Below are 23,571 nucleotides of genomic sequence, written 5' to 3' on the forward strand. Positions count from 1 at the left end.
GCCGGAAGCCCTGTCGGGCGCGACGTTGGTGGTAATCGACGTGCTGCGGGCCACGACGACCATCACCGCGGCGCTGGCCGCCGGGGCGAAGGAAGTGATCCCGTGCTTCGAAATCGACGAAGCTCGGCGGATCGCTGCGGAATTGCCGCCGGGGACGTCCGTTTTGGGAGGCGAGCGCGGCGGGAAACGGATCGACGGGTTCGATCTTGGGAATTCGCCGACGGAGTATACGCCTGAACGCGTCGCCGGGAAGTCCGTGGTGATCACGACCACGAACGGCACCAAGGCGCTGCGACAATGTCGCCTGGCGGCGGAGGTTTGGCTCGGATCGCTGACGAATCTGGGAAGCGTGGTCGCCCGGATTTCCGCGAAGCCGACGATTCATGTTGTCTGTGCTGGTACCGACGGTCACATCACGCTGGAAGACGTGGTCACGGCAGGTTATTTCGTGTTGGCGTTAAACCGGCTCGGCGATTGGACTGAGGGCGATTCGGCCATCCTCGCCCGCGTTGCCGCAGAGTCGTGCGAAAACGACAGCGCGCGGTTGCGCAGCAACTTCACTCAAAGCCGTGGCGGCCACAATCTCGTCGAATTGGGATACGACGCGGATATCGATTACGCAATGAGGCTGGATATCAACAGCGTCGCCCCGCGTCTCGAACTCAAGGAATGGCGAATTCGCTCGGCCTGATGCAAACCAACCCGCCGTCAGACAACCAAGAATGCAAGCAAACGGCTCGTCTAGATGGACCAGGTGGTCGCAAGCAAACGCCCCTCACATGCTAGAATCGGCGGAATGGACGATAACCCGTACAAGTCGCCGGAAAGTAAGCACGAACCGCAGCTGCGAACGAATTATCCAAAGTGGTGGCCATTGGCTTCTCTGGCGGCGTTCGTCGTGGGACTGCCGTGCGGATTCATCGCGGTGGTTACTGGTTCGGCCCACGGGCCCAGCATTCTTTGGCCCTCGGCCATATTCAGTGCCCCAGTGTACATTCCGAGCCGCCTTGTGTTTGGAGGAGAGCTAGGGTTTGCCTACTCCATCGTCGCCGGCACTGGCCTCCTGTACGCGATCTATATGTACATCTTGCTCAATCAGCCCGCTTCGCGGGCATTTCTACTCGTCATCGCGATTCACGTGTTTTCAATCCTTGTGATGTTGGTGTCTGGACTGTAACTAATTCCCCAGGGCGCTGGGGCAGACTGTACTACCATCGGGCACTCGACCCTTGGGCGCGGCGCTGTTAAATTTGGGCGGTTCCTTGCCCGCACGCGCCCCAGGGTTGGGATGTCCTGAAGTTACCTGTCGCCAAAGGGTTTACGTCCATTGATGAAGGACATCCGCAAGCTCCTGGTCGCCAACCGGAGCGAGATCGCGATTCGCGTCTTTCGTTCGGCGCACGAGTTGGGCATCCGCACGGTCGCGATTTTCTCCCATGAAGACCGCTACGCCCTACACCGCTTCAAGGCCGACGAGGCCTATCAGGTGGGCCGCGTCGGGGAGCCGATTCGGGCGTACCTCGACATTCCCGGCATTATCGAAATCGCCAAGCAGAACGGCGTCGATGCCATTCACCCAGGCTACGGGTTTCTCTCGGAGAATCCCGAGTTGGCCCGCGCATGCGCCGCGGCCGGAATTATCTTCGTCGGGCCCAGCGTCGAGGCGCTAGAGCAACTTGGCGACAAGGTCGCGGCGCGCAAGATTGCCGTACAGGCCGGCGCGCCGATCCTGGCCGGCAGCCCTGATCCGCTGTCGAGCGCGAAGGAAGCCAGTGAGATCGCCGAGAAGCTCGGCTATCCGGTGCTGCTCAAGGCGGCCAAAGGGGGCGGCGGCCGCGGGATGCGGGTCGTCCCGACCGCCAAAGATATGACCACGGCGCTGGAACAAGCGCAGCGCGAGTCACAGACCGCGTTCGGGTCGACGGACGTGTTTCTGGAGAAATTTATCGAGCGCCCGCGCCACATCGAAGTGCAGTTGCTGGGCGATCAACACGGCAACTTGATGCATCTCTTTGAGCGCGATTGCTCGGTGCAGCGCCGGTATCAGAAAGTGGTCGAGATCGCGCCGAGCGTGAACCTGCCAGCGGAATTGCGCGACGAGATTTGCAACACCGCGGTGAAGATCGGCCGGCATGTCGGTTATTACAACGCCGGGACCGTGGAGTTCCTGCTCGACACCGATACGGGCAAGTTTTACTTCATCGAGGTCAATCCGCGCATTCAGGTCGAACACACCGTGACGGAAGTGGTCACCGGCGTCGACATTGTGCGGAGCCAACTGTTGGTGGCGCAAGGTTATCGCCTCGACGACGCCGAGGTCGGCCTGCCGAATCAGGAAAGCGTCCGCGTGCTGGGCTACGCGATCCAATGTCGCGTGACGACCGAAGATCCTGAAAACAAGTTCATGCCGGACTACGGGCGGATCACGCTGTACCGCTCGTCCGGCGGCATGGGCATCCGACTCGACGCCGGCACGGCGTTTACCGGCGCGGTGGTCACGCCGTATTACGATTCGCTGCTGGTGAAGGTGACCGCGTTTGGTCGGCGCTTCGAAGACGCCGCGCGGCGGATGGAACGCTGCCTGCAAGAGTTCCGCGTGCGGGGCGTGAAGACGAACGTTCCGTTCCTTCTGAACTTGATTGTGCATCCGGATTTTCTGGCCGGCAAATGCACCACTCGGTTCATCGACGAAACGCCGGAACTGTTCACGATCGCCAAGCGGCGCGATCGCGCGACGAAGTTGTTCAACTACCTGAGCGAAGTCATCGTCAACGGCCATCCTTCGATCAAGAAGCGTCCCGCGACCGTAAGGCGCGCGCCGGCGCCCGTGCCGGCGCTGCCGGCCGGACAGCCGATTCCGCCGGGCAGCCGGACGCGATTCAAGGAACTGGGTGCGGAAAAGTTTTGCCAGTGGATTCTGGATCAGAAGCAGATTCTGTTCACCGATACGACGATGCGCGACGCGCATCAATCGTTGCTGGCGACGCGGGTGCGGACGTATGACATGCTCGAAATCGCCGACGCTTACGCGCGGTTGACGCCGGAATTGTTCTCGCTGGAGATGTGGGGCGGTGCGACGTTCGACACGGCGATGCGGTTCATGAAGGAATGCCCCTGGCAGCGATTGGCGGATCTGCGCACGAAGATCCCCAACATCCTATTCCAGATGTTGCTGCGGGCCTCGAACGCCGTGGGGTACAGCAACTATCCGGACAACGTGGTGCAGGCCTTCGTCAACGAGGCCGCCGATACGGGGATCGATCTGTTCCGCGTGTTCGATTCGCTCAACTGGCTGCCGAACATGCGCGTGGCCATGGACGCCGTCCGCAAGACCGGCATGCTCTGCGAAGCCGCGATCTGCTACACCGGAGATATCACCGACCCCAAGCGCAAGAAGTACGACCTGAAGTACTACGTCGAGTTGGCCAAAGAACTCGAAAAGATGGGCGCGCACATTCTGGCCATTAAGGACATGGCCGGGCTGTGCAAGCCCGCCGCGGCCGAGAAGCTGGTGCGCGCCTTGAAGCAGGAAATCGGCATCCCGATTCACTTCCATACGCACGACACGGCAGGAATTCAGGCCGGCGCGATCATGAAGGGGGCTGAAGTCGGGCTCGATATCGCCGACGGCGCCCTCGCGCCGATGTCGGGGCTCACTTCGCAGCCGAATTTGAATTCGCTGGTCGAGATGTTCCGGTACACGGACCGCGACTCGGGCTTGAGCGCGCAGAAGCTCGACGCCTTGGCGCTGTATTGGGAAGCCGCGCGGGAGTTCTACGTGCCGTTCGAGACCGGCATGATGGCCAGCACCGCCGAGGTGTATCTCCACGAGATGCCGGGCGGGCAGGTCACCAACTTGATGGAGCAAGCCAAGGCGGTCGGTCTTGGGCATCGCTGGGCCGATATCTGCCGTGTGTACGCCGAAGTCAACCAGATGTTGGGCGACATCGTCAAAGTGACGCCCTCCTCGAAGGCGGTCGGCGACATGGCGATTCTCCTCGTGTCCAACAACATGACGGTTGGCGATATCCTCGATCCGAATAAGGAAATCGCCTTCCCGGAATCGTTCGTCGACTTGATCTCCGGCAAAATGGGGCAGCCGCCCGGCGGTTTTCCGAAGGAAGTGCAGGAACAAGTCCTGCGCGGTGAGAAGCCGCTCACCGGACGGCCGGGCGAGACCTTGGCGCCGGCGGATTTGGAGGCCGCGTCGAAGACCGTCAGCGAACTGTTGGGCCGCGAAGCGACGCGCCGTGAAGTGCTCAGCCACGTGATGTTCCCCAAGGTGTTCCGCGAATATGTCGAACATCAGGAGGCGTATTCGGACACGAGCATCCTGCCGACGCCGTTGTTCTTCTATGGGTTGGAAGCCGGGCACGAGGCGGCCGTCGATATCGAGCAGGGGAAGACGCTGATCATGCAATTCCTCACGCTCGGCGATCCGCATCCGGACGGCAATCGCGTGGCGTTTTTCGATCTCAACGGGCAGCCGCGCAGCGTCACGGTCCGCGACGCCTCGCTCGAAGGCGAACTCCAGAAGCGCCCCAAGGCCGATCCGCTCGATCCCACGCACATCGCGGCGCCGATGCCGGGCATGGTCGTGGCGGTGCCGGTGAAGGTCGGCGACCAGGTGGAGCGCGGCGCGAAGCTGGTGACGCTGGAAGCGATGAAAATGGAAACCACGCTCTACGCCGAACGCGCCGGAATCGTCCGACAAATCAACTGCGAACGCGGCACGCGTGTGGAGACGGGCGATTTGCTGGCGAAGCTGGAGTAATGGATTCACAGAGGAGATTTAACCGCGAAATACGCGAACGAACGCGAAAAGGAGAAAATGAGGGGCCAACCTCACCCATCATTTTCGCCGCCGATTTTTTTCGCGTCCGTTCGCGTATTTCGCGGTTAAATCCTCCCCCCTCCGTGTCCTCCGTGCTCTCCGTGGTAAGGTCCGAAACAACCACCGCTCCGGAGTAGACCATGGCGGAGTTTGTGATTCGTTGTCGCCCAGACGGTCCATTTGTGATTGACGGACCAGTCACCGTAATCGATCACCACGGCAATCCGTTTCCGATCAATATGGAAAAGCCGGCGGTGGCGCTGTGCCGTTGCGGGCATTCGGCGAAGCGACCCTTCTGTGATGGGTCGCACAAGACTTGCGGCTTTACGGCGCAAGAGGTTGCGCCGATCCCTGGTTAGCGTTATCCACGGCGGCACGAACAGCTTTTCACCAGTGCTGCGTTGCCGTGAGTTGGAATGCCCTTACGGGTAAGCGCTGTGTTGCCAACGTGTTACGCGGCGATCGTGGCCGTTCAAAGGTAAGCGCCGGACATTGGGCCGTGGTTGGTTTAGAATCCTCGTCCCTGGCTGCCGAGGTCCCAGACCTCGGCTACAAAAGCGTTGTGACGCGGATCTCAATTTGGAGACGATGCTGGCATGTTGGATTCCACGGAAACGGGGCGCACGGAATTGCGGGACGATTTGGACGCGGACGTGGCGTCCACGCCGTTTCTGGGTCAGTGGAATCGACTGATCAGCACCACGAACTGGGAGAAAGGCCGCATCATCTACGAGTGGCGCGAGTCGCTGTTCCTGAGCGGCGCCGCTCCGCAGGACTACGCCGACGACGCCTGGAGCAGACGCGTGGGCAACGTCACCGGCCAGCATGTCGGCCGGCTGCGGCGCGTCTTCGAGCGCTATGGCCAAACGCGCGAAACCTACGCCGGGCTGTTCTGGAGCCACTTCCAGGCGACGCTAGATTGGAACGACGCCGAGATGTGGCTCGAAGGGGCGGTGCAGAACGATTGGTCCGTGGCGCAAATGCGCGACCAGCGTTGGCAGGCGATGGGTTCTCCGGAAGACAAGCGCCCGAAAGCCGAGGACGTCGTTGTCAGCGAGTTGGACGAAGACGCCGCCTGGGACCAGAAAGGGAAGGAAAGATCTCTGGGCGTCACCGACGAGATTCGCGATCCGGCGGACAGCGACGCACCGTTTGATGAAAGCGAAGCCTCGCACTCGGAATCGGACTTCGGCGACGAATCGGCAACCAACAGCGCCGAACGCGTCACGCCAATCAGCCCTTTCGCGGAAGTGGGCGAGTTGCCGGATGATCTGGCCGACGCCGTCGAGTCGATGAAACTCGCGATCGTGCGCCACAAGCTCGCCGGCTGGCGCGACGTCTCGGCCGAAATGGTCCTCGGGGCGCTCAATGCCCTGCGCGTGATCGCCATGAGCGAGGTCAGTGCCGATTAGGCAGTCTGGCGAAGTTCGGTGGCTTTTTGTGGCCGCTATTTCCATGCGGCGGGGATAGACCCATCGGCAGGTAGCGCTGCGCAGTATCGGCTGCCCATTGCGGGGGTTTACTAACGACGGCGCGCGGCTAAGTTATCGGCCCAGTCGTGAATTGTTTCGCGCCCCTTGAATCGACTATCCCAAGAGACCCGGCCATGCGACGATTGTTGACCAGCACCTTGCTTGTGATCTTATTGACGGCCTTGTCGGGTTTATCCGCAAGTGCGACGGTCACGATTACTTCGGCGGATCGTTTCGTCAGCGTGTTTCCCTCGGGAGGCGCCGAAATGAAATCGCAGTCGGTCGCCACGACCGGCAACTTTTTCGACATGAAAGAAGTCTTCGCTCTGCCGGGAGAAGGGGATAACGATGGCAGCCTGTACGCCGATCAGGACACGACCTTCAGCGGCCTGACGGTTTTTGGTTTCGGCAAGATCTTCATCCAAGGCTCCAATCCGGAGCCGCCGGGTTTCGGCGGCACGGCCGAATCCTCCGTGACGATCAACTTCTTGTTGAGCGAAACCACTGCGTACACACTTTCCGGCCTGCTCAACGAATTGGAAGACGGTGGTTCCGCCTTTGCGCAGGCGACGCTGTTGGATTCTCTGCTGTCGCCGATTTTTGATTTCCAGACGACGGCCGATGACCCAGTATTGTTGCTGAGCGACAGCGGCTCGCTTGCCGCAGGCGTCTACACGTTGCAAGTGAAGTCGTTCGGCGTCGGATCGGCCGAACAGAATTTTTTCGATCTCGCCGGCTTTGATTTCAATTTCGAGCTTGTCGAGCAGCAGGTCGTTCCGGAACCGGCCAGCATGGCGGTGTGGACGCTGATCGGCGTGTCCTTCATCGGCGTGCATCGTTGGCGGCGACGAACGAGTGCGAGCGTCTGAAACGTCCTGGCGCGAAAACTCCGGGCGCTGACGCTTCCGGCTCGATGAGTTCGTCGCAGTTTAGTTGCCGCATCATTCCCACTCGATCGTCGCCGGCGGCTTTGAGCTGATGTCGTAGACCACGCGGTTGACGCCTTTCACTTCGTTGATGATTCGCGTCGAGACGCGGGCCAGCAGATCGTAGGGGAGGTGGCTCCAGTCGGCGGTCATGAAGTCTTCCGTGTGGACCGCGCGGACGGCGATCACGTCCTCGTAGGTGCGGTCGTCGCCCATCACGCCGACGCTTTGCACCGGCAGCAGCACCGCGAAGGCCTGGCTCGTGGCGCGGTACATGGCGGCCGCCTTAATTTCGTTGACGACGATCGCGTCGGCTTCGCGCAGACAGTCGAGGCGTTCCTTGGTGACCTCGCCCAGACAACGCACGGCCAAACCAGGGCCCGGGAACGGGTGCCGCCAGACGATTTCTTCCGGCAAGCCGAGTTGCAGGCCAAGTCGGCGGACTTCGTCTTTGAACAAATCGCGGAGCGGCTCAATCAACTCGAAGCCGAGATTCTCCGGCAAGCCGCCGACGTTGTGATGCAGCTTAATGGTCGCCGCTGGGCCGTCGGCCGCCGCGCCGCTTTCGATCACGTCGGGATAGAGCGTGCCCTGCGCGAGAAAATGCGCTCCATCAATCTTCTTGGCCTCGACCGTGAAGCAATCGATGAACGCTTTGCCGATAATTTTGCGTTTGGCCTGCGGTTCCGTCACGCCGCGCAGCGCGGTGAGGAACATCTCCTCCGCCTTCACCACGTGCAGGTCGGTGTGGAAGTGATTGCTAAATTCCTCGATGACCGCCTCGGCTTCCGCCTTGCGCAGCAGGCCGTTGTCGACCAGGATGCACGACAGTTGCGAGCCGATCGCCTGATACAAGAGCGCCGCGGTGACGGCCGAATCGACGCCGCCGGAAAGGCCGCAAATGACGCGGCGATCGCCGACTTGTTGGCGGACGCGTTCCACGACCTCGCGCGCAAAGTCTCCGAGCTGCCACGCCCCGCGGCAGGCGCAGGCCTCGTGGAGGAAGTTGCTCAGCATCTTCGCGCCGAGCGGCGTGTGCGTGACTTCCGGATGGAACTGCAGTCCGTAAATCGGCAGCGATTGATGTTTGACCGCCGCGATGGGGCAAGTATCGGTGCGGGCCAGCGACACGAAATCCTTCGAGACGCCCGTCACCTGGTCGCCGTGGCTCATCCAGACTTCGGTCTCGCTGGGCAGGCCGGCGAACAGACCTTCGGACGCCAACACGCGGCAATGCGCCCGGCCGTACTCACGGGCCGGCGCACTGGCGACATTTCCGCCGAGCGCCTTGCAGGCCAATTGCATGCCGTAGCAAATGCCGAGGACCGGAATGCCGAGCGAGAAGATTTTCTCATCGCACTGCGGCGAGCCGGGGGCATACACGCTCGCGGGGCCGCCGGAAAGAATCAGCCCGCGCGGGGCCAACTCTCGGACGCGCTCGGCGGTAATGTTGTGCCGGACGATCTCGCAGTAAACATGCTGCTCGCGCACACGGCGGGCGATCAGCTGAGCGTACTGCGAACCGAAGTCCAGGACCAGAATCTTCTCATCGGCAATCTTGCCGGACCCCAGATCGGGGAGGGACGGGCCAGTGTCCATGCGTTAAAGGCTTCCCAATAAAACGCAAAATGCCCGTCGGGTGAGCGACGGGCGTAAAGGGAGAATATATCGCGGGAGGGGCCAGAGGGATAGAGCCGGGACAATGGCATGAGTTCGAGCTGACTAGGCCTCGAACTGGCGCCGACGGCGACGAAATCGGCGGTGAGTTAAGCAGCATATCAGTCCGCCGAGAATCGCGATCAATACCCCCAAAACGCAGTTCAGGCGAAATGCGTAGGCGAATCGTTCTGGCGTCCAGCGACCGTGCTGTACAGTTACCCCCAGACGTTCAAATAAGACGCCGAGGAGGAGAAGGAATGCAATCCAGGAGGCTGTATGCAACGCCACGTCGCGCCAAGTGATTGGCGGTAGCGACGTTTCCGCGATCGGGGATCGATATGGATTCAATTCCATATTCCGATACTAGCACCTCACTACGCTTCAGCCCAACCGTTCGCAGTTGTCGCCCTACTCCGGCGAAACCGCCACGAGTTCGCCATGCACCGCGGCGACGTGGTCTGGGGTGATATGGGCGCGTTCTTCGGCGAAGCCGACCAGGAGCGCCAGGTCGCAGAGGCGGTTGATGCGGCGCGGGGCGCCGCCGCTGAGCTCGTGGATGATTTCGAGGGCGGCCGGTTGGATGATTTCGCGGCGCGCGCCGGCGGTTTGCAGGCGGTGTTGGACGTAGGAGAGCGTTTCTTCGATCGTGAACGGGCGGAGCAGGCACTTCACGCCGAGCCGTTCCTCGAAGTGGGGCATGCGATCCAGCGCCGGCAATAACTTCGTCTGGCCGACCAGGAGCAACGTCGCCACGAAGCCGTGTTCTGTTTCGAAGTTCAGCAGCAGTCGAAGCGTTTCGAGCGTGCGATGGTCTTCCAGCAAGTGCGCTTCGTCGACCACGATCAGCGCATGCTTGCCTTCATTCGCATTCTCGGTCAACCGCTGACGCACGCGCCGGAGGCTGGTTTCGGTCGCCGGCAATGGACCGTCGGGATCGCCGGCGCCGAGTTCCGCCGCGAGATAGGCCAGCAACTCTTGTGTGCAGAGTTGCGGGAAGATCAGATGCACGACCGGGCCGATCGTGTCCGGCAATTGACGTCGCAGCACTTGCACGAGCAGTGATTTGCCCAGCCCGCTGCCGCCGGCCAGGAGGACCGCGCCGCGCCGGCTCTCGACGCCATAGCGCAACTTTAACAGCGCGCCTTGATGGCACTCGCTCGGATAGTAAAACGCCGGATCAGTCGTGTTTTCGAACGGGCGCTTTTCGAGTTGCCAGTAGTCGAGGTACATGGGAGTTTGAAGTTTTCAGTTTTCAGTGTTCAGTTACTTGAGTTTCGGCGTCCTTTGTTCAGCGCGAGGTCGTTTTCCTCGCCACTGAAAACTGAACACTGAAAACTTCAAACTCATCACGGCACAAAATTCTCGATGATATCCCACGCGGCGAGGGGCGCTTGATTCAACAAATGTGCGGCGTGCTCGTACGCTTCGGTCGAGGTTTGATGCAAGTCATGGATCAACAGCGCCGCGTCGAGGCCGCCGCGTCCGACCAGGGTGGCCAGGTAGTCTGTCGCTTCGGGACCGGCGAGCGGTTCGCAATCGAGCAGCACCGCGTCATATGACTCACGCAGGGCCCGTAGCGGAACGCCCAACCGCGGGTTTTGCAACGTGACGCCTGCGTCGAACTGCGGGTTGCGCAGCGGTACGAGCGTCATGCGGTCTTGCGTGGAATCGATCATCGCTTCGTTGAGCGCGAGGTTGCTTTGCAACACATCGTCCCAACCGGCGCTGGGGACGACGCCCAATTGCTCGGCCAATTGCGGATGTCGAAAGTCAGCGTCGACGAGCGCCACGCTCAGTCCTCGTTCCGCGAGTTGCTGTGCGAGGCACATCGTCACCGTGGTGCGGCCATCACCGCGGCGGCAACCGGTGACGGCCAGCATCTTGCGCCCGCGCTGAATTTGTTCCGTTAGGACGTCGGTGAATAGACGCAATTCGCGCCCGGCGGCCGTGAACAGCCGCGCGCAGATCAGCGGCCACTCGAAACGTTCCACCTCAAACGCGGCGCGCAGGGCGCGACCTTCCGGCTCGAACAGTTTCACCGGCGCGGCGGGCGCTTCGGTCATCGCCATCGAACGGCGATTCGCCTCGGCGACATCGAAATGCGCGTGCGGCTTTGGCACGACTGCGTGGCTGGCGGTTGGCGACGTCGCCGAAGTGCGACCGGTCGTCTTTGCCGAGTCGGCCGACTGTCCGTAGGCCTTGATGAATGCTTGATCGAGCGTTGACATGCCGGGCTTCCCGCGGTGTGCTGTGTGATTTCGACGGCCGTCAAATCGAACGTCGTGATTTAGCGGTACGATCCGTCCGGTTGCGCCGCCTGCTGGTTGGCCTCGCGCTCGGTCGGTTGAGCGAGATTCGGTAGCGGCGGGACCAGGTGCGCGGTTCCTTCGTTTTCGTCGATGTCATCGAACGAGATGCGCTCGCGACCAGTGGCTTGATCGATCCACGGTCCTTGGTGGGACGCTGCCGTGGCAGCGGGCTGCGACCATGTGCGATCACGCGCCGGCGCCTGCGCCGTCCGCTCAGCCGGCAGCGCTTCGGACATTTCGACGTAGTAACCGCCGCGCGTTTGCGGCGCGATATCTTGTTCAGCGCGCGACACCAGCGGCGTTGATTCGGTTTCATTTGATCGCGTGGGCATCGCCACGCTGGGACCGTTCCACTTCGGCGCTTCGTCGGCGACCGGATTGTCGCCATGATTCATCGCCATCAGCGAGACCATCCCCAAGAAAGCCGCGGCGACGCCGGCCAGCATGACTTTGGGATTCTTCCAGAGGACTTCTTGATCGACGACGGCGGTGGGCGCGATCACTTCCGGCTGAGGCGCGGACACCGCGACGACGGTAGCCGGAACCAACTGCGCGACGCTGGCCCGGGCCAGATCGTCCAAAGCGCTAGTTGGATCGGCGCTGGCCAACTTCGGCAATCTCGGCAAGGTCATCGCCGGCAACGGCGTAGGAGTTTGCTCTTCGACCATTGGCAGCGTTGCCACCGGTTGAAACTGCAGGCTCGTCGCGGTGCGCACTTCCAGCGGCGCGGCGTCGCGCACATCCGGCAGGCGGAGTGCGACCGTCGGCGGCGCCATCGTGCGACGTCGTGGCGCGGCGATGACCGGCGTGGGCGGCGCGACGGTCGTCGCCACTTCATCCGTGTCCACGCTGAATACGAATTGCGAGCTCATCGCCGGCCTCCGTGCTGCTGCGTTTCTGACGGCCACGGCGCAATACGCCGGGCGGCAATTCTGGTGGTCTAAGTATCGGTAACGACTGGAGCGGTCTTGAGTTTTATTCCGACACGGTAAGCTGCGCAGCCTGCGGACTTTTTTCCAGAGCAGGATTGCATTGAAAATGTACTTATGTATACTATCCAGCGATCGTCACGATTGACCTGGCCCTGCTTTCACCACGTTCCGAAAGGAGCCTTGCCCATGGCTGTGCAACCGATCCCCGCCGGTCAAGACGCCGCGATTCCGTATATCTGCGTGAACGACGGAAACGCCGCGTTGGATTTCTATAAGAAGGCCTTTGGCGCCAAGGAACTGTGCCGCATCGGGATGCCGGGCGGGGCCGTGGGCCACGCTGAGCTGTCCATTGGGAATGCCCGCATCATGCTGGCGGACGAGTTTCCGGACATGGGTTTTCTCGGGCCGAAGACGATCGGCGGCAGCCCGGTGACGATCCACGTGTACGTCGCGGACGTGGACAGCTTCATCAAAACGGCTCTGGCTGCGGGGCTGAAGGAACTGCGGCCTCTGGAGGACCATTTTCACGGCGACCGGGGCGGCAAATACGAAGACCCATTCGGCCACCTGTGGTTTTTCTCCACGCACATCGAAGATGTTACGCCTGAGGAAATCGGGCGCCGCGCCGCCGCGATGTTCGGCGGCGGCTAAATCTCCCCGATTTGCACAACCACTTGCCCTTGCCGACCGATTTGCGAACCGTCATCGTATGGGTTCCTCGCACCCCATTCGGGGCACGAGGTCGCACACGTTCCAGGCCCGTAGCTCAGCGGTTAGAGCAGGGGACTCATAATCCCGAGGTCGCAGGTTCGACCCCTGCCGGGCCTAGTTGGCAGCAAAGGACTTACGTCGAATCGGCGAAACGGACTCAAGGCCGCGCCTCATGAGCGCCTCAATTGGCGCGGGCATTAACGGCCTGCAGCTCTGGGACATACAGCGACTCGATGGCTCGGTTGAGCTGCCGCGCGACCGCGATATATCTCTTTGTCGACCGGTAGCTCTTGTGCCGCAAGAGGGCCTGCAGAGCGTCGCCCGTCAGCCGCTCGGCATTTAGCGTGGCAAATGCCCGACGTAAGTCGTGCAAGCCGTACACGTGGCAAGATTCGGTGTGTTCATGCGGATCGCCGCAGTTGAGTTTGATGCCGGCGGCGCATCGAATCAGGTGGAACTTCTTTCAGATCCGGGTCAGGTCCTCGTTTGATTGCCGCGCCATCGCTTGGCGTCCTTGCGCTCGAGGGGTTCATCAGCCGCCGTCTGCCGAGCAGCCTGCTACATCGCGATTCCCAGGAACCTAGAGAAGCACAACTTCAGGACACTCGATGCACTGTACGCCTCCCATTGAGAAGTTGGCTCGTCGGTGTCGCAATTTCTCAATCGAACGGATCTCGCGGGCCATTGATACACAGGTGACACGCTTTGGGCCTCGTGCGACCGCTGGTGCGGACTTCATTGCTTCCGTTTGGACAGCTGTCCAGTTCGCAGCGATCAGCCTGGACGCGGCGGCGCAGGTGATCAAGCGACGCGTCCAACGTGCGAGCGCTATAGAACGGCCGCCAGGAGTTGCGGTCGCCAGGCAGAAATCCTTTCAAAATCGTTGCGCATCGTCTATGGTGGACGATTCATTCCCTGGGGGTAAGCAGTTTGTCGTACTCCGACGAAGACACTGCGCAATTGCAGAAGCTCGTCGCACGCTCCAACCGCGGAGATGCGGAGGCGCGCGCGGCGCTGCTGTCGGCCGCATACGACCGACTCCGGCGGCTGTCACGCAAGATGTTTCGCGGTTTTCCCAAGCTACGGCAATGGGAAGAAACGGACGACGTGTGGCAAGGTGCGGCGCTTCGACTGGACAAGGCGCTTCAATCCTGTCCGCCAGGCGATGTGGCAGAGTTCTTCGGACTCGCAGCCCGACAAATACGGTGGCAATTACTCGATTTAGCGCGTCGCCACGCCGGCCAGCTTGAACCGAGCCAAGGCCTACGCAATCAGAACAGCGAAGGCAGCACGCTCGATGCCCGCGAGCCGGCGAGCGATACCAATGACCCGCAGTTGATCGACCGTTGGACGGAGTTCCATCGTCAAGTCGAGCAACTTCCCGACGACCAGCGTCAAGTGGCGGACCTGTTGTATTACGCGGGGTTAAAGCAAGAAGATGCGGCGCGACTGCTTCAAGTAAGCGTGCGGACCGTCAAATCGCGTTGGCAGGCCGCCCGGCTGGCCCTCTATGACGCGCTCGCCGGCCAACTGCCCATTTAGAATCGTCTATTCCTTGACGACATCCGGCGGGCGGCATCTTATAATCGGCAGCGATCCCGAGCGACCGCTAGGAGTCGCGCTGGGGCCGACGATGCCGGATAATCGCAAGTCACGCGCGGGACCACGGCCCGCGTTCCTCGCTTAATAACTGACGGCAGAAGGTTTCGATGACGCCCGACGAGCGAATCGCGGAACTGCTGGAGGCGTGGGAAGAAGCGCAAGCTTTAGGGCACTCGCTTACGACGGCGCAACTATGCCAGGGCGAACCTGAGTTGCAGACGCTGCTCGAACGGCGCATTCAGGCGCTCGCGGCGATGGATTTAGTGTTGGCAACGCCTCAACCTACGGCGTTTGCCCAGACGCTCGACGCCTGCGGCACGACCGACTTAATGCCCAGCCGAGTGGCCAGCGCCGGCTCGTTCATCGGCGCCTACGAAGTACTCTGCATGATCAGCAGCGGAGGCATGGGCGTCGTCTATTTGTGCCATCAACGGCATCCCGCCCGACACGTGGCGGTCAAGACGATCAAGCCAGGGCAGTTGTCGGAGTCCGCGATCGCGCGCTTTCAATACGAAGTCTCGGTGCTCGGTCGACTGAACCATCCGGGAATTGCGCAGATCTATGAGGCGGGTACGCATCAAGAAGGGCATGTCGTCCATCCCTATTTCGTGATGGAATACATCGACGGCCAACCGATTCACCTGTTTGCGCGCACCAAGCGATTGGGCACGCGGCAGCGCGTGGAGTTGTTGATCGACGTATGCCGCGCCGTCGAGCACGCGCATGAGCACGGCGTAATTCACCGCGATCTGAAACCTTCGAACATCCTGGTGCGCACGGACGGTCAGGTCAAAGTGCTCGATTTCGGCATCGCACTCGCGACCGAAGAACTCAACGAACCGGCGGCGTCATTCGCAAATGAATCGGGGGCGATCGGCACGCCCGCTTACATGAGTCCCGAGCAGGCTTCGGGAGTCCAGACGGCGGATTCGCGTTCCGACGTTTACTCGCTGGGCACGGTGTTGTACGAGCTGCTCAGCGGATCGACGCCGCTTTCCAGTGACGATCGCTCGCTTCCCGCGCTCCTGAAGGCGATTCAGGAAGAAACGCCGCGTGAGTTAGGGCAATTCGATCGTGAACTGCGCGGAGATATGGAGGCTATTGTCAACAAAGCGTTGGCCAAACAGCCCGCTCGACGATATCAATCCGTGACGGACTTTGCGGCGGATCTGAAACGCTATCTGACGGCGGAGCCGATCGAAGCGCGCAAGGTTGGGCCAGTCCAACGCCTCGGTTACTGGTACCGACGCAATCCGTGGCTCGCCGCCGCCGAGTTCGCCGCCATCGGCGGGCTATTGGGCGCCGCCGCGCTGTCGGTGGTGTTGGCAATTACCAATCAGCAGTTGCGACAATCGCGCGACGAGTTTCAACAATCGGCCCAAAACGCGGCCCGTCTGGCGTATGTTCATAGTTTGCGGCTGTGCGAGGATAATCCCGCAGCGGCGGCGCTCTGGATGGCGCGAGGCCTGGAAACTGGGCGAACCCTTACGCCCGAGCTGGATGTCCCCATTCGGCAAAGCCTGGCCTTGCTAAGACCGCGGATTCACCGGCTCGAAGCTTGTGCCGAACTCGATGCCGAGGGTACGTCGCGTCAGTCGCTGTTGGCAGGGAACGGCCCCTTGCTCCTGGCGAAAGGGAAGTACCTTCAACTTTGGAACGAAGGCAACTTAACGCTACGCGGTCCGCGTATTTCGCCAGCGGAAAATGGTGCGATTTCCATTTGCATGCGCGACGAAGACGTCGCGCTGGCGGGGCACCTCGGATACTCGACACTTTGGAGTCTCGCGACGGGCGAGGCGGTCGGACCGCTCAATTCACAAGCAGGCCGCGTGGTCACCGTGGCGTTCGACGCCGATCGGCGACTCTCCGCGGCGGGCGATCAGAATGGAGGCATTGTGGTCGCCGACGCAAAGACGGGCGTAGCGCTGCGTCGACTGAGCGGGCACAGCGACTTGATCAGCGCGCTTCAATTCAGTGCGGACGGGCGACGGTTAGTTTCCACAAGTCACGACACGACGGCCATCGTTTGGAATGTCGAGGACGGCGCGATGATCGGCAAACCATTGCCTCACTCGCATACCGTGGAATGCGCTGCCCTGGTTAGCGACGGAAGCCGCCTGTTTACCGGTTGCGCGGATGGAAGCATTTACGAATGGGACGTCGACTCGCACGTCTTGCTACGAACCGTGCGTGAACACGCTGCGGAAGTATCGAGCCTGACGCTCGCGGACGACGGTCGTCTGCTGGCATCCACTTCTTGGGATAGTACGTCGCGACTTTGGAACGTCGACGCCGCCGGCATTCATGCACGAAGCGTCTTTCGACATCAGGCGGCCGTGCGTTCTGCCGTGTTTGACGCGGATCAACGCCGACTCATTACCGCCGGCAATGACGGCTTGATCGGCGTCTGGGACTGCGCCACGGGGCATCAAGTCGGGTCATTCTTGCGGCATGACGGGGCGTTACTACGCGCGGATGTCACCGCGAGTGCCCAGGTCGTAGCAGCGAGTGGAAACTCGTTGCGCGCCTGGCGCCTGACGGAGACTGATTCACATCATCGGACGATGAATTTGCGCGGGACGAGCCAATTGGCAACGCGAATCATGCCGCTGCGGAGCGGAATCCTTGCACTCGCCGACAAATCGGTGCATCAGTGGATTTCCGACGCGACGCAATCGCGTAGCCTGGTCGCGGGAACCGCTGAAGCGGCTTGTACTTCGAATGACGGAGCTGCGATCGCGGTGGCGAATGAGGACGCGACGATTCGCGTTTGGCAGGCGAATTCGACAACCACGGAGATTCATGGAGCACCGATCCGTTCGCCGTCCCGCGTGCGCAAGTTGGCTCTGGACGCGATCAATGGCCAACTCGCGGCCGGCTGCGACGATGGCAATATCTACTTGTGGGACGTGTCAAGGCGGCAACCGATGCGCGAATTGAAACTGGGCCCGCCCGTTGATTGCGTGGCGCTCCACGCGTCTCGTGGACTCCTCCTGGCGGGGTCCGATTCGGGACTTTTGCGGATTTGGAATATCCGAGACGGGAAGTTGCTCGCCGAAAAAGAGTATACGCGTCAGCTAAGACACATCTCACTCAATCGAGACGGAACGCGCGCGTTCATCGCTTGCCGAGATCGAACAGCGCGACTCTGGGACCTGGAACATTTTCGAGAAATGCACGCGCCTTGCCGCCACGACGACGCGGTCCGCGCGACCTGCATTCAGCCCGACGGCCGATTAGCGGCTACGGTGACGCGCAGCCACGTCGTGCAGCTTTGGGACATGGAGACCGGTCTTCGCGTGGGTGCGCCGGAACGGTTCGGCGCCGTCTGCGGACTTTGGTTTGCCGCCGACGAATGGCTAATCGTGGCCAAGGAGGACGGACAACTGACAGCCGTCGAGATTCCATCTCCGCTCGCGGGAAACGTCCCACAGATCGCCCGCTGGTCCGAGTCTATCACGGGAGCTCGGTTGGCGTCCGACGGGGCGATCGAGCCGTTGCCTGCCGTGGATTGGCCGAGAGCTAGTGTAGAGCTGGCCCCAGCGATCGCGCGTCCAACAGCGACGGTCCATCAACTCATTTTCTCCGGGCCGGAAACCAGCGTCGACAGTCAACGGGCGCGCTAAACCCTCTCGTTCGTCGACATCAATCGCGGCCGCAAGCTTCGCGTCGTGGTAATTCTTGGGATTTTTATTTCCCCTCATCGCGTTCCGCGTCGCTTAGTAGGGTAGGGCGGTTCGCCGTTGAACGCCATTTGAATGGCAGGCAAACCGTTTTCCGACGCCACCAAATCGAATGATTGGGAGCAAGGGATGCCGAGACTATCCCCGCAGCCGTCACAGCTTCCGCCGAATTCTCCGTTACCACTTCGAAGTTCCGAAATTGTGCTGCCCGCGCAGACTTCCCCATCATCCGTAGCGGCCATCAACACTCCGCCAAGTGCGCCGGCGCCCTCGGCCAATGGCTCCAAGCTGGCGAGCCTATCCAACATCCTCGGCAAGGCGGTCTGGACGGTTGCCTTGGCCGCCTCGATTGGATTGACGGGCCTCGTCCTTCTGCGCGGCGGCGCCATCGAAGAATCGCATGCGAATTGGAAACACGTGGCGGCAGCCACGCAACAGTCGCAGCGCGGCGACAGCGTGATGACCTTTGTCGACGCCTCGGGGGTAGCGCAGCCGCTCCGCGAGATGACCATTCCGGAAACGGACTCAAGCGATCTCGATGCCAACGCGATTCGGCGCTTTGCGGAGTCGGGTTCCGAAATGGCGGCGACGGAACTACTGCTTTCCGCCCAGCGAATCCCTGAAGTTAAAGACACCGAGACGGACGCTCCCCTGGAACGCACGGAGCCGGTCGTGAACACCAAATTGGCGCCGCTGCTGAAGGATGAACGGACGTCCTTTTATCATGTGCATCTATTCGACTGCTGCGACGAGGATGGCGACGTCGTGGAAATCATCATCAACAACGCTCCGTTCGCCGTGGTCCCCATCACGAACCAGGGGGCGACGCTGACGATCCCATTGCAATCGGGCGAAACGAGCGCGCTCGCGCTGCGTGGCATTCGCGACGGCGGCGGCGGTATTACGATCTCGGTCGAAACCAGCGATGGCGTCTACTACTGCGAGGCAATGGAAGTCGGCCAGGAAATCTCTCTCGGAATCGTGACGAAATGACGCTTCCCACGTTTGGACAAGTGGTCGAGCTCTGGGGCGGATCTTGGTTCTTTCGCATCAGTCTGGCGATCGCCTTGATCGGCCTGCTGAGAATGACCTTTGCCGCCACGCCTCAACCCACCGTAGCGCCGCGACAACAGCTTCAGTTTCCCTATCAACCTTAGCGCAGATCACCTTCGCTCATGGATCCCCGAGTTGCCAAAATCGTTCAGGGCGTTTCGCTGGGAATGGGGGCATGGTGCTTGCTGCGCTTTCTGGACCGCGTCGACGGGCGACTATCGGTCATCCTGGTCGCGATCTGCTGCCTGAATGTCGCTACGGTATGGCTGCTGCATTTTCAGCGGTCGCTGATCGGCAAGTATTTTCCTCAGCCTGGCATCAAGCAGTATGTCACGTTGGTCTGCCGGACGATCGACGAACAGCCGCCTGTCGAGCACGTTGACCACGGGCGGCAGGATGAGCTTTGCTTGAAGACACTGGAAGAGTTTGGCATTGCGGGCTTTCGCGCGAAGCAAGTCGTGCGCGGTCACGACGGCTTGCTCGACGACGCCTTTTGCCGGATCCGCGAAGCTGTGATTCTGCGGAGGCGCCGCGTGGATCGCGGCTCTATGCCGCCGCTGGCGACCTTTTTATTAGCGGGAGGCCAAGGAACGGGGCGCGCCTATCTGGCCCGCGTCGTCGGCAAACTGCTCTATCGAACGGGGGAGACGCTGATCGTTCCTTGCGACAAAGCGGACGTGGCCTCGACGTTCGGAGCGAACGGATTGGCGGGCGACATCGTCAACGCCGTCCGCAAGCAGCCTTACCAGGTCCTGGTATTTGATGCGATCGACGCGGCGACCGCCGAGTTTCTCGATCACCTGTTGCCGATTGTCAAGTTCGGCAACTACCGCGTTGGGAAACAGGACGTTTCATTTCAACACACCGTCATTTTCCTGACGTGCAGCAAAGGCGTTTCATCGCTCCGGGCGTTAGTGGAGCGTTCGTACGGCGACAAGGCCTGGCACCAGAAGGCCATCGAAGCGTTGACATCCGAGACGGCGTTGAATCAGGACCTGCTGAGCGCCGTCTCGGACATTCTCGTCGGCGAGCCGCTGTCGGACGTTACCAAGGCGGAAGTGATCGCGTTGGCGATGAAACAGGAAGCCCAAGCGCACGGCGTCGCGCTCGTCAGCGTGGCGCCGGAGATTCTCGCGACAGAAGTCGGCCACCTGAACGACTCCACGGGTTTCGCGACGTTGCCGGAGCGCATCCGGAAGATCATGCATCGGCCGCTGGTGGCGGCGGCCCAACAAGAACGCACCTCGATGTCGCTTGGATACTCGCGGCGCGTCGAGGCCACAATGGAAGCTCATCATGAATCAAGTCTCCGATCCGCTTGACATTACCGACCGGGAACAGCTCTTGAAGCTGCTGAACCAGCAGCGCAAGGGGCAAGCGCGCATCATCGACGAGCGCGAAATGCGCGAATCGCTGAAGCAGCGAGTCCGCGGGCAGGACCATATCGTCGACCATTTGTCGAACTTCATCCGCTTGCAATGGGGCAAGGAACGTCGCGGAAAGCCGATCGCCAATATCCTGTTCGTCGGGCCGCCGGCGACCGGCAAGACCGAGCTGGCGAAGGCTCTTGCCGAGTACCTCTTCGAGGACGAAAAGAACATGCTGCGATTCGATTGCAGCGAGTTTTCGGGAGCCGAGGCGAAGACTCGATTGATCGGCACGCCCAGCGGTTACGTGGCGTCCCCTCAGGGCGGTCAGTTGACGCGCCCGATGCTGTCCAATCCCAAGCGGTTGGTCCTCTTCGATGAAATCGAAAAGTCGTACGCCGGAATCTTCGACCTGTTCCTTTCGCTGATGGGCGAAGGGCGCCTCACGGAGCAGGGTTCTGGCAAGACGGCGGACTTTACGCAATCGGTCGTCGTGCTCACCAGCAACGCCCAGCATGACGCCATCAGCGCGTTGACCACGCAGATCGAAGACGCCTTCGAGCTTGGCCAGGCGGTGCGTTCCGTACTGCGCGATTCACAAACATTTCGACCGGAAATCATTAGCCGGTTCGACCAGGTGTACGTCTTCAAACCTCTGGAAGGGATCGTGAACGCGGAAATCGCGGCGCTGAAGATCGCGAAAGCCGCGCGCGAATACGGCGTCGAGATCGAGTTCATTGACCCAGGCATTGTGTTTCAGATCATGGAACTGGCCGACGCCGCAAAGGACACGCGCGAGCTGGCGCGACTCGTGGATATTCGCCTGGGCGATCTACTGTTGCGCGCCCGCGAAGCGGGAGAAAAGTCCGTCCGTATTGAATTGGGAAGCGACGGCCAGCCGCGCCTGGCCAAGTGAATGCGGATCGACGCGAACGACCTCGACACGCCCTTGACGTCCCTGACAATTCCAACGGAGACACGCAGATGAACCAACGGCGAATCAACACCTGTTACTTACTTGGCGCCGGCGCGGTCTTGATGCTACTCGCCTTGCCGACCTCTGCATTGGCGCAGCGATTGCGAAACGCGGTGCGCGCGAGTCAGCCCGCCGTCGCGGGTTCGCCATCCACTCGCGGCAGGATGGCGGGAAGCGCGGGTACCAATCCAGCGCACGCTCCGAACGCCGCCGCAATGGGCGGTGTTTCCGGCGCTAATGGAATGGGCGGCGGCTCGACAACTCAGGTGAATCCTGGCTCCTCGCCGTATTATTTTGTCGGCCGGATTTGCAACGCGAACGCTAAACATCGAGGCTGGTCCTCCGGCGCCATGGTCGGCCCAAGGCACGTGCTGACGTCGGCAGCGGGACTCGTCAATACCGCGGGCATTGATCCCAACGGCGAGCTTACGTTCTGGCTGGAACATTGTGGATTCGAAGCCACCATCGTCGACGTTGCCACCGTGACTGGTTCGGATGTCGTGATTGCGCTGCTTAAAGACGAAATTCCAGACGCGTTGCGAGTGCGGGCATTCCCAGAGTTCGCTGCCCCGTATCTCCCGTCGACGGACGCGTTCCGTGTGGCCGCCGTTGGATACGACATGCCGGTGATTGGCTCGTCCGTAACCTGGCACGGCGAACTAACCGTTCGCAATGGAATGCTCGACGATTCGAACACCGGCGTCCAGGGCGGAAAGTTACAGGGTGCGATTGCCGGCATGAAGCTCGCCAGTGATTTTAATGGCGATGACGACGATGATGTCGGCTTCGGTTCACTCGGCACACTGCTCGCCGGAGGCGTGATCGGCTTGACATTTGGTGCAGACATGGGCGCGGTTTCCGATCGTGGTTTTTACTCCGCTCAAGATTTTGAATGGAACCAAGGTGCGGTAGGCGGACCAATTCTGCTCGATGGCGGCAGGGAAATCGTCGGTGTCATGTCGGTGCTGCGCACCGCCGGCCCTGAAATCGAACTCGGTGGCACCAAGGTCGTAGCGTTTGCGTCGCATGATGCCGAGCTGCTGTCGCCCGAGGGGACAGTTGTATTCCAATCATTTATCAAACAGTGAACCGCCACTGGTCCTGGCGTGACGCCGTAGAGAGATTGCGTTGTATGGCCACTTCACACTTAGTAGACGAACGGGGCACGTATGCGTCACGAACAATCGAATCTGGAGTCGCTGAGACTAGGCCGTTTCATCTACCGCGACCGCGGCGAGAGCCTGCGACTGGCAGGAACGGCGAAAGGCGCGACCAGCGCGTGTACGCAGTTCGTCATCACCCAGGAACGACGAACTCCTGACGAGTTGGCGGAGTTGTCGGACATGTTTCGGCGATTGAGCGCGTGGCGTCATCCGCACGCGCTTTCGCCGCTAGGGTTTGGGCCTTCGCCGGGGACCGGCTACTTTCTCAGCTTTCCGATCATCTCCGGTCAGTTACTTCCCGGTGCATTCAAGGATGAATCTCTACGGACCGTGCGGCGATTGACCTCAATCCTGGAACGACTCGCGGACTGTTTGGACCGCGGCCACGACGCTGGGCTGCTACATCTGTCGCTGTGCCCACGGCAGGTCATCGTCTCGCATTCGGACGACCGCGTGGGACTGCTGGATTTCGGCCTGCGCGCGCGGATTCTATCGCAGGACTCGCACCGCAGTTTATCGCTCGAATCGTACCGTTGGCCTTATTGGGCGCCGGAGATGTGGTCCGGCGAATTGCCCGGTCGGGCGGCGGATCAATACGCGCTGGCCGCAATGGCGCACGGATTGGTGACCGGGATGCTCCCGGCGCGATGTCACGATCAGGACGAAGCACGCGCATCCGCGAGCACCTTGGACGCCTTCTCGTGGAACCAAGTACCGGCGCCGATCGCGCGCGTGTTGCGCCGGGCGTTGGCTGCCGCTCCGGATGACCGATTTGCGAATTGCACGGCATTCGTGCAAGCGTTATCTGTCGCATTTTTAGCGACGCCGGCGAAGTTGCGCTCCGGCGACGGCCCTGCCCGAGCGAACGTCGCGCAGCTGGAAGA

Annotated in this window: 20 protein-coding genes and 1 tRNA gene; 16 read left to right on the forward strand and 5 right to left on the reverse strand. The window is 61.2% G+C overall.

Annotated features, from left to right (window positions below):
- The 6 genes from SGJ19_07300 to SGJ19_07325 form a co-directional block, all read left to right on the forward strand.
- A partial coding sequence (locus tag SGJ19_07300; GenBank protein MDZ4780040.1) for a 2-phosphosulfolactate phosphatase occupies positions 1-691 on the forward strand: 691 nt, incomplete at its 5' end.
- A gap of 105 nt (positions 692-796) precedes the next feature.
- Positions 797-1,177 (forward strand): hypothetical protein, encoded by a 381-nt coding sequence (locus SGJ19_07305; GenBank protein ID MDZ4780041.1) that lies wholly within the window; start codon positions 797-799, stop codon positions 1,175-1,177.
- A 153-nt stretch (positions 1,178-1,330) separates the two neighbouring features.
- Positions 1,331-4,774 carry a pyruvate carboxylase gene (locus tag SGJ19_07310; protein MDZ4780042.1) on the forward strand — a complete coding sequence of 1,148 codons (3,444 nt, stop codon included), beginning with the start codon at positions 1,331-1,333 and terminating at the stop codon, positions 4,772-4,774.
- Positions 4,775-4,974: 200 nt separating this feature from the next.
- The gene (locus tag SGJ19_07315) at positions 4,975-5,193 is read left to right on the forward strand and encodes a CDGSH iron-sulfur domain-containing protein (GenBank protein ID MDZ4780043.1); all 219 of its coding nucleotides are present in this window, start codon (positions 4,975-4,977) and stop codon (positions 5,191-5,193) included.
- 237 nt (positions 5,194-5,430) lie between these two features.
- Positions 5,431-6,246 (forward strand): hypothetical protein, encoded by an 816-nt coding sequence (locus SGJ19_07320; protein MDZ4780044.1) that lies wholly within the window; start codon positions 5,431-5,433, stop codon positions 6,244-6,246.
- A 194-nt stretch (positions 6,247-6,440) separates the two neighbouring features.
- The gene (locus SGJ19_07325) at positions 6,441-7,175 is read left to right on the forward strand and encodes a hypothetical protein (protein MDZ4780045.1); all 735 of its coding nucleotides are present in this window, start codon (positions 6,441-6,443) and stop codon (positions 7,173-7,175) included.
- Between the two features lie 72 nt (positions 7,176-7,247).
- On the opposite strand, the gene guaA is transcribed toward SGJ19_07325, so the two are convergent.
- The 4 genes from guaA to SGJ19_07345 all read right to left on the reverse strand — a co-directional run bounded on the left by guaA (position 7,248) and on the right by SGJ19_07345 (position 12,072).
- Positions 7,248-8,831: a glutamine-hydrolyzing GMP synthase gene (gene guaA / locus SGJ19_07330; GenBank protein ID MDZ4780046.1), complete on the reverse strand. Its 1,584-nt coding sequence runs from the start codon at positions 8,829-8,831 to the stop codon at positions 7,248-7,250.
- Positions 8,832-9,299: 468 nt separating this feature from the next.
- Positions 9,300-10,121: an AAA family ATPase gene (locus SGJ19_07335; GenBank protein ID MDZ4780047.1), complete on the reverse strand. Its 822-nt coding sequence runs from the start codon at positions 10,119-10,121 to the stop codon at positions 9,300-9,302.
- 116 nt (positions 10,122-10,237) lie between these two features.
- Positions 10,238-11,119, reverse strand: a complete 882-nt coding sequence (locus SGJ19_07340) for an AAA family ATPase (GenBank protein ID MDZ4780048.1) — start codon at positions 11,117-11,119, stop codon at positions 10,238-10,240.
- A 59-nt stretch (positions 11,120-11,178) separates the two neighbouring features.
- The gene (locus tag SGJ19_07345; protein ID MDZ4780049.1) at positions 11,179-12,072 is read right to left on the reverse strand and encodes a hypothetical protein; all 894 of its coding nucleotides are present in this window, start codon (positions 12,070-12,072) and stop codon (positions 11,179-11,181) included.
- 246 nt (positions 12,073-12,318) lie between these two features.
- Here SGJ19_07345 and SGJ19_07350 point away from each other — a divergent pair, with 246 nt between their 5' ends.
- Positions 12,319-12,783 (forward strand): VOC family protein, encoded by a 465-nt coding sequence (locus SGJ19_07350; GenBank protein ID MDZ4780050.1) that lies wholly within the window; start codon positions 12,319-12,321, stop codon positions 12,781-12,783.
- A gap of 104 nt (positions 12,784-12,887) precedes the next feature.
- Positions 12,888-12,960: transfer RNA gene (locus SGJ19_07355), tRNA-Ile, on the forward strand.
- Between the two features lie 64 nt (positions 12,961-13,024).
- On the opposite strand, the gene SGJ19_07360 is transcribed toward SGJ19_07355, so the two are convergent.
- A complete protein-coding gene (locus SGJ19_07360; GenBank protein MDZ4780051.1) occupies positions 13,025-13,225 on the reverse strand; it encodes a hypothetical protein in 201 nt (66 codons plus the stop codon).
- A 548-nt stretch (positions 13,226-13,773) separates the two neighbouring features.
- Between SGJ19_07360 and SGJ19_07365 the strand changes: the two genes are divergently transcribed.
- The 8 genes from SGJ19_07365 to SGJ19_07400 form a co-directional block, all read left to right on the forward strand.
- Positions 13,774-14,385 carry a sigma-70 family RNA polymerase sigma factor gene (locus SGJ19_07365; GenBank protein ID MDZ4780052.1) on the forward strand — a complete coding sequence of 204 codons (612 nt, stop codon included), beginning with the start codon at positions 13,774-13,776 and terminating at the stop codon, positions 14,383-14,385.
- Positions 14,386-14,552: 167 nt separating this feature from the next.
- Positions 14,553-18,071: a protein kinase gene (locus SGJ19_07370; protein MDZ4780053.1), complete on the forward strand. Its 3,519-nt coding sequence runs from the start codon at positions 14,553-14,555 to the stop codon at positions 18,069-18,071.
- A 258-nt stretch (positions 18,072-18,329) separates the two neighbouring features.
- Complete coding sequence (locus tag SGJ19_07375; protein MDZ4780054.1) at positions 18,330-19,121, forward strand: hypothetical protein; 792 nt, start codon at positions 18,330-18,332, stop codon at positions 19,119-19,121.
- Positions 19,118-19,285, forward strand: coding sequence for a hypothetical protein (locus tag SGJ19_07380; protein MDZ4780055.1), 168 nt, complete (start codon positions 19,118-19,120; stop codon positions 19,283-19,285). The genes SGJ19_07375 and SGJ19_07380 overlap by 4 nt, the downstream gene beginning before the upstream one ends.
- An 18-nt stretch (positions 19,286-19,303) precedes the next feature.
- Positions 19,304-20,503, forward strand: coding sequence for a hypothetical protein (locus SGJ19_07385; protein MDZ4780056.1), 1,200 nt, complete (start codon positions 19,304-19,306; stop codon positions 20,501-20,503).
- Positions 20,478-21,464 carry an AAA family ATPase gene (locus tag SGJ19_07390; protein ID MDZ4780057.1) on the forward strand — a complete coding sequence of 329 codons (987 nt, stop codon included), beginning with the start codon at positions 20,478-20,480 and terminating at the stop codon, positions 21,462-21,464. Before SGJ19_07385 ends, SGJ19_07390 begins: the two co-directional genes overlap by 26 nt.
- Before the next feature lie 275 nt (positions 21,465-21,739).
- Complete coding sequence (locus SGJ19_07395) at positions 21,740-22,612, forward strand: hypothetical protein (GenBank protein ID MDZ4780058.1); 873 nt, start codon at positions 21,740-21,742, stop codon at positions 22,610-22,612.
- Positions 22,613-22,693: 81 nt separating this feature from the next.
- Positions 22,694-23,571 (forward strand): protein kinase (locus tag SGJ19_07400; protein ID MDZ4780059.1); only part of this gene is annotated, 878 nt, incomplete at its 3' end.

This window comes from Planctomycetia bacterium (assembly GCA_034440135.1).
GTDB lineage: Bacteria > Planctomycetota > Planctomycetia > Pirellulales > JALHLM01 > JALHLM01.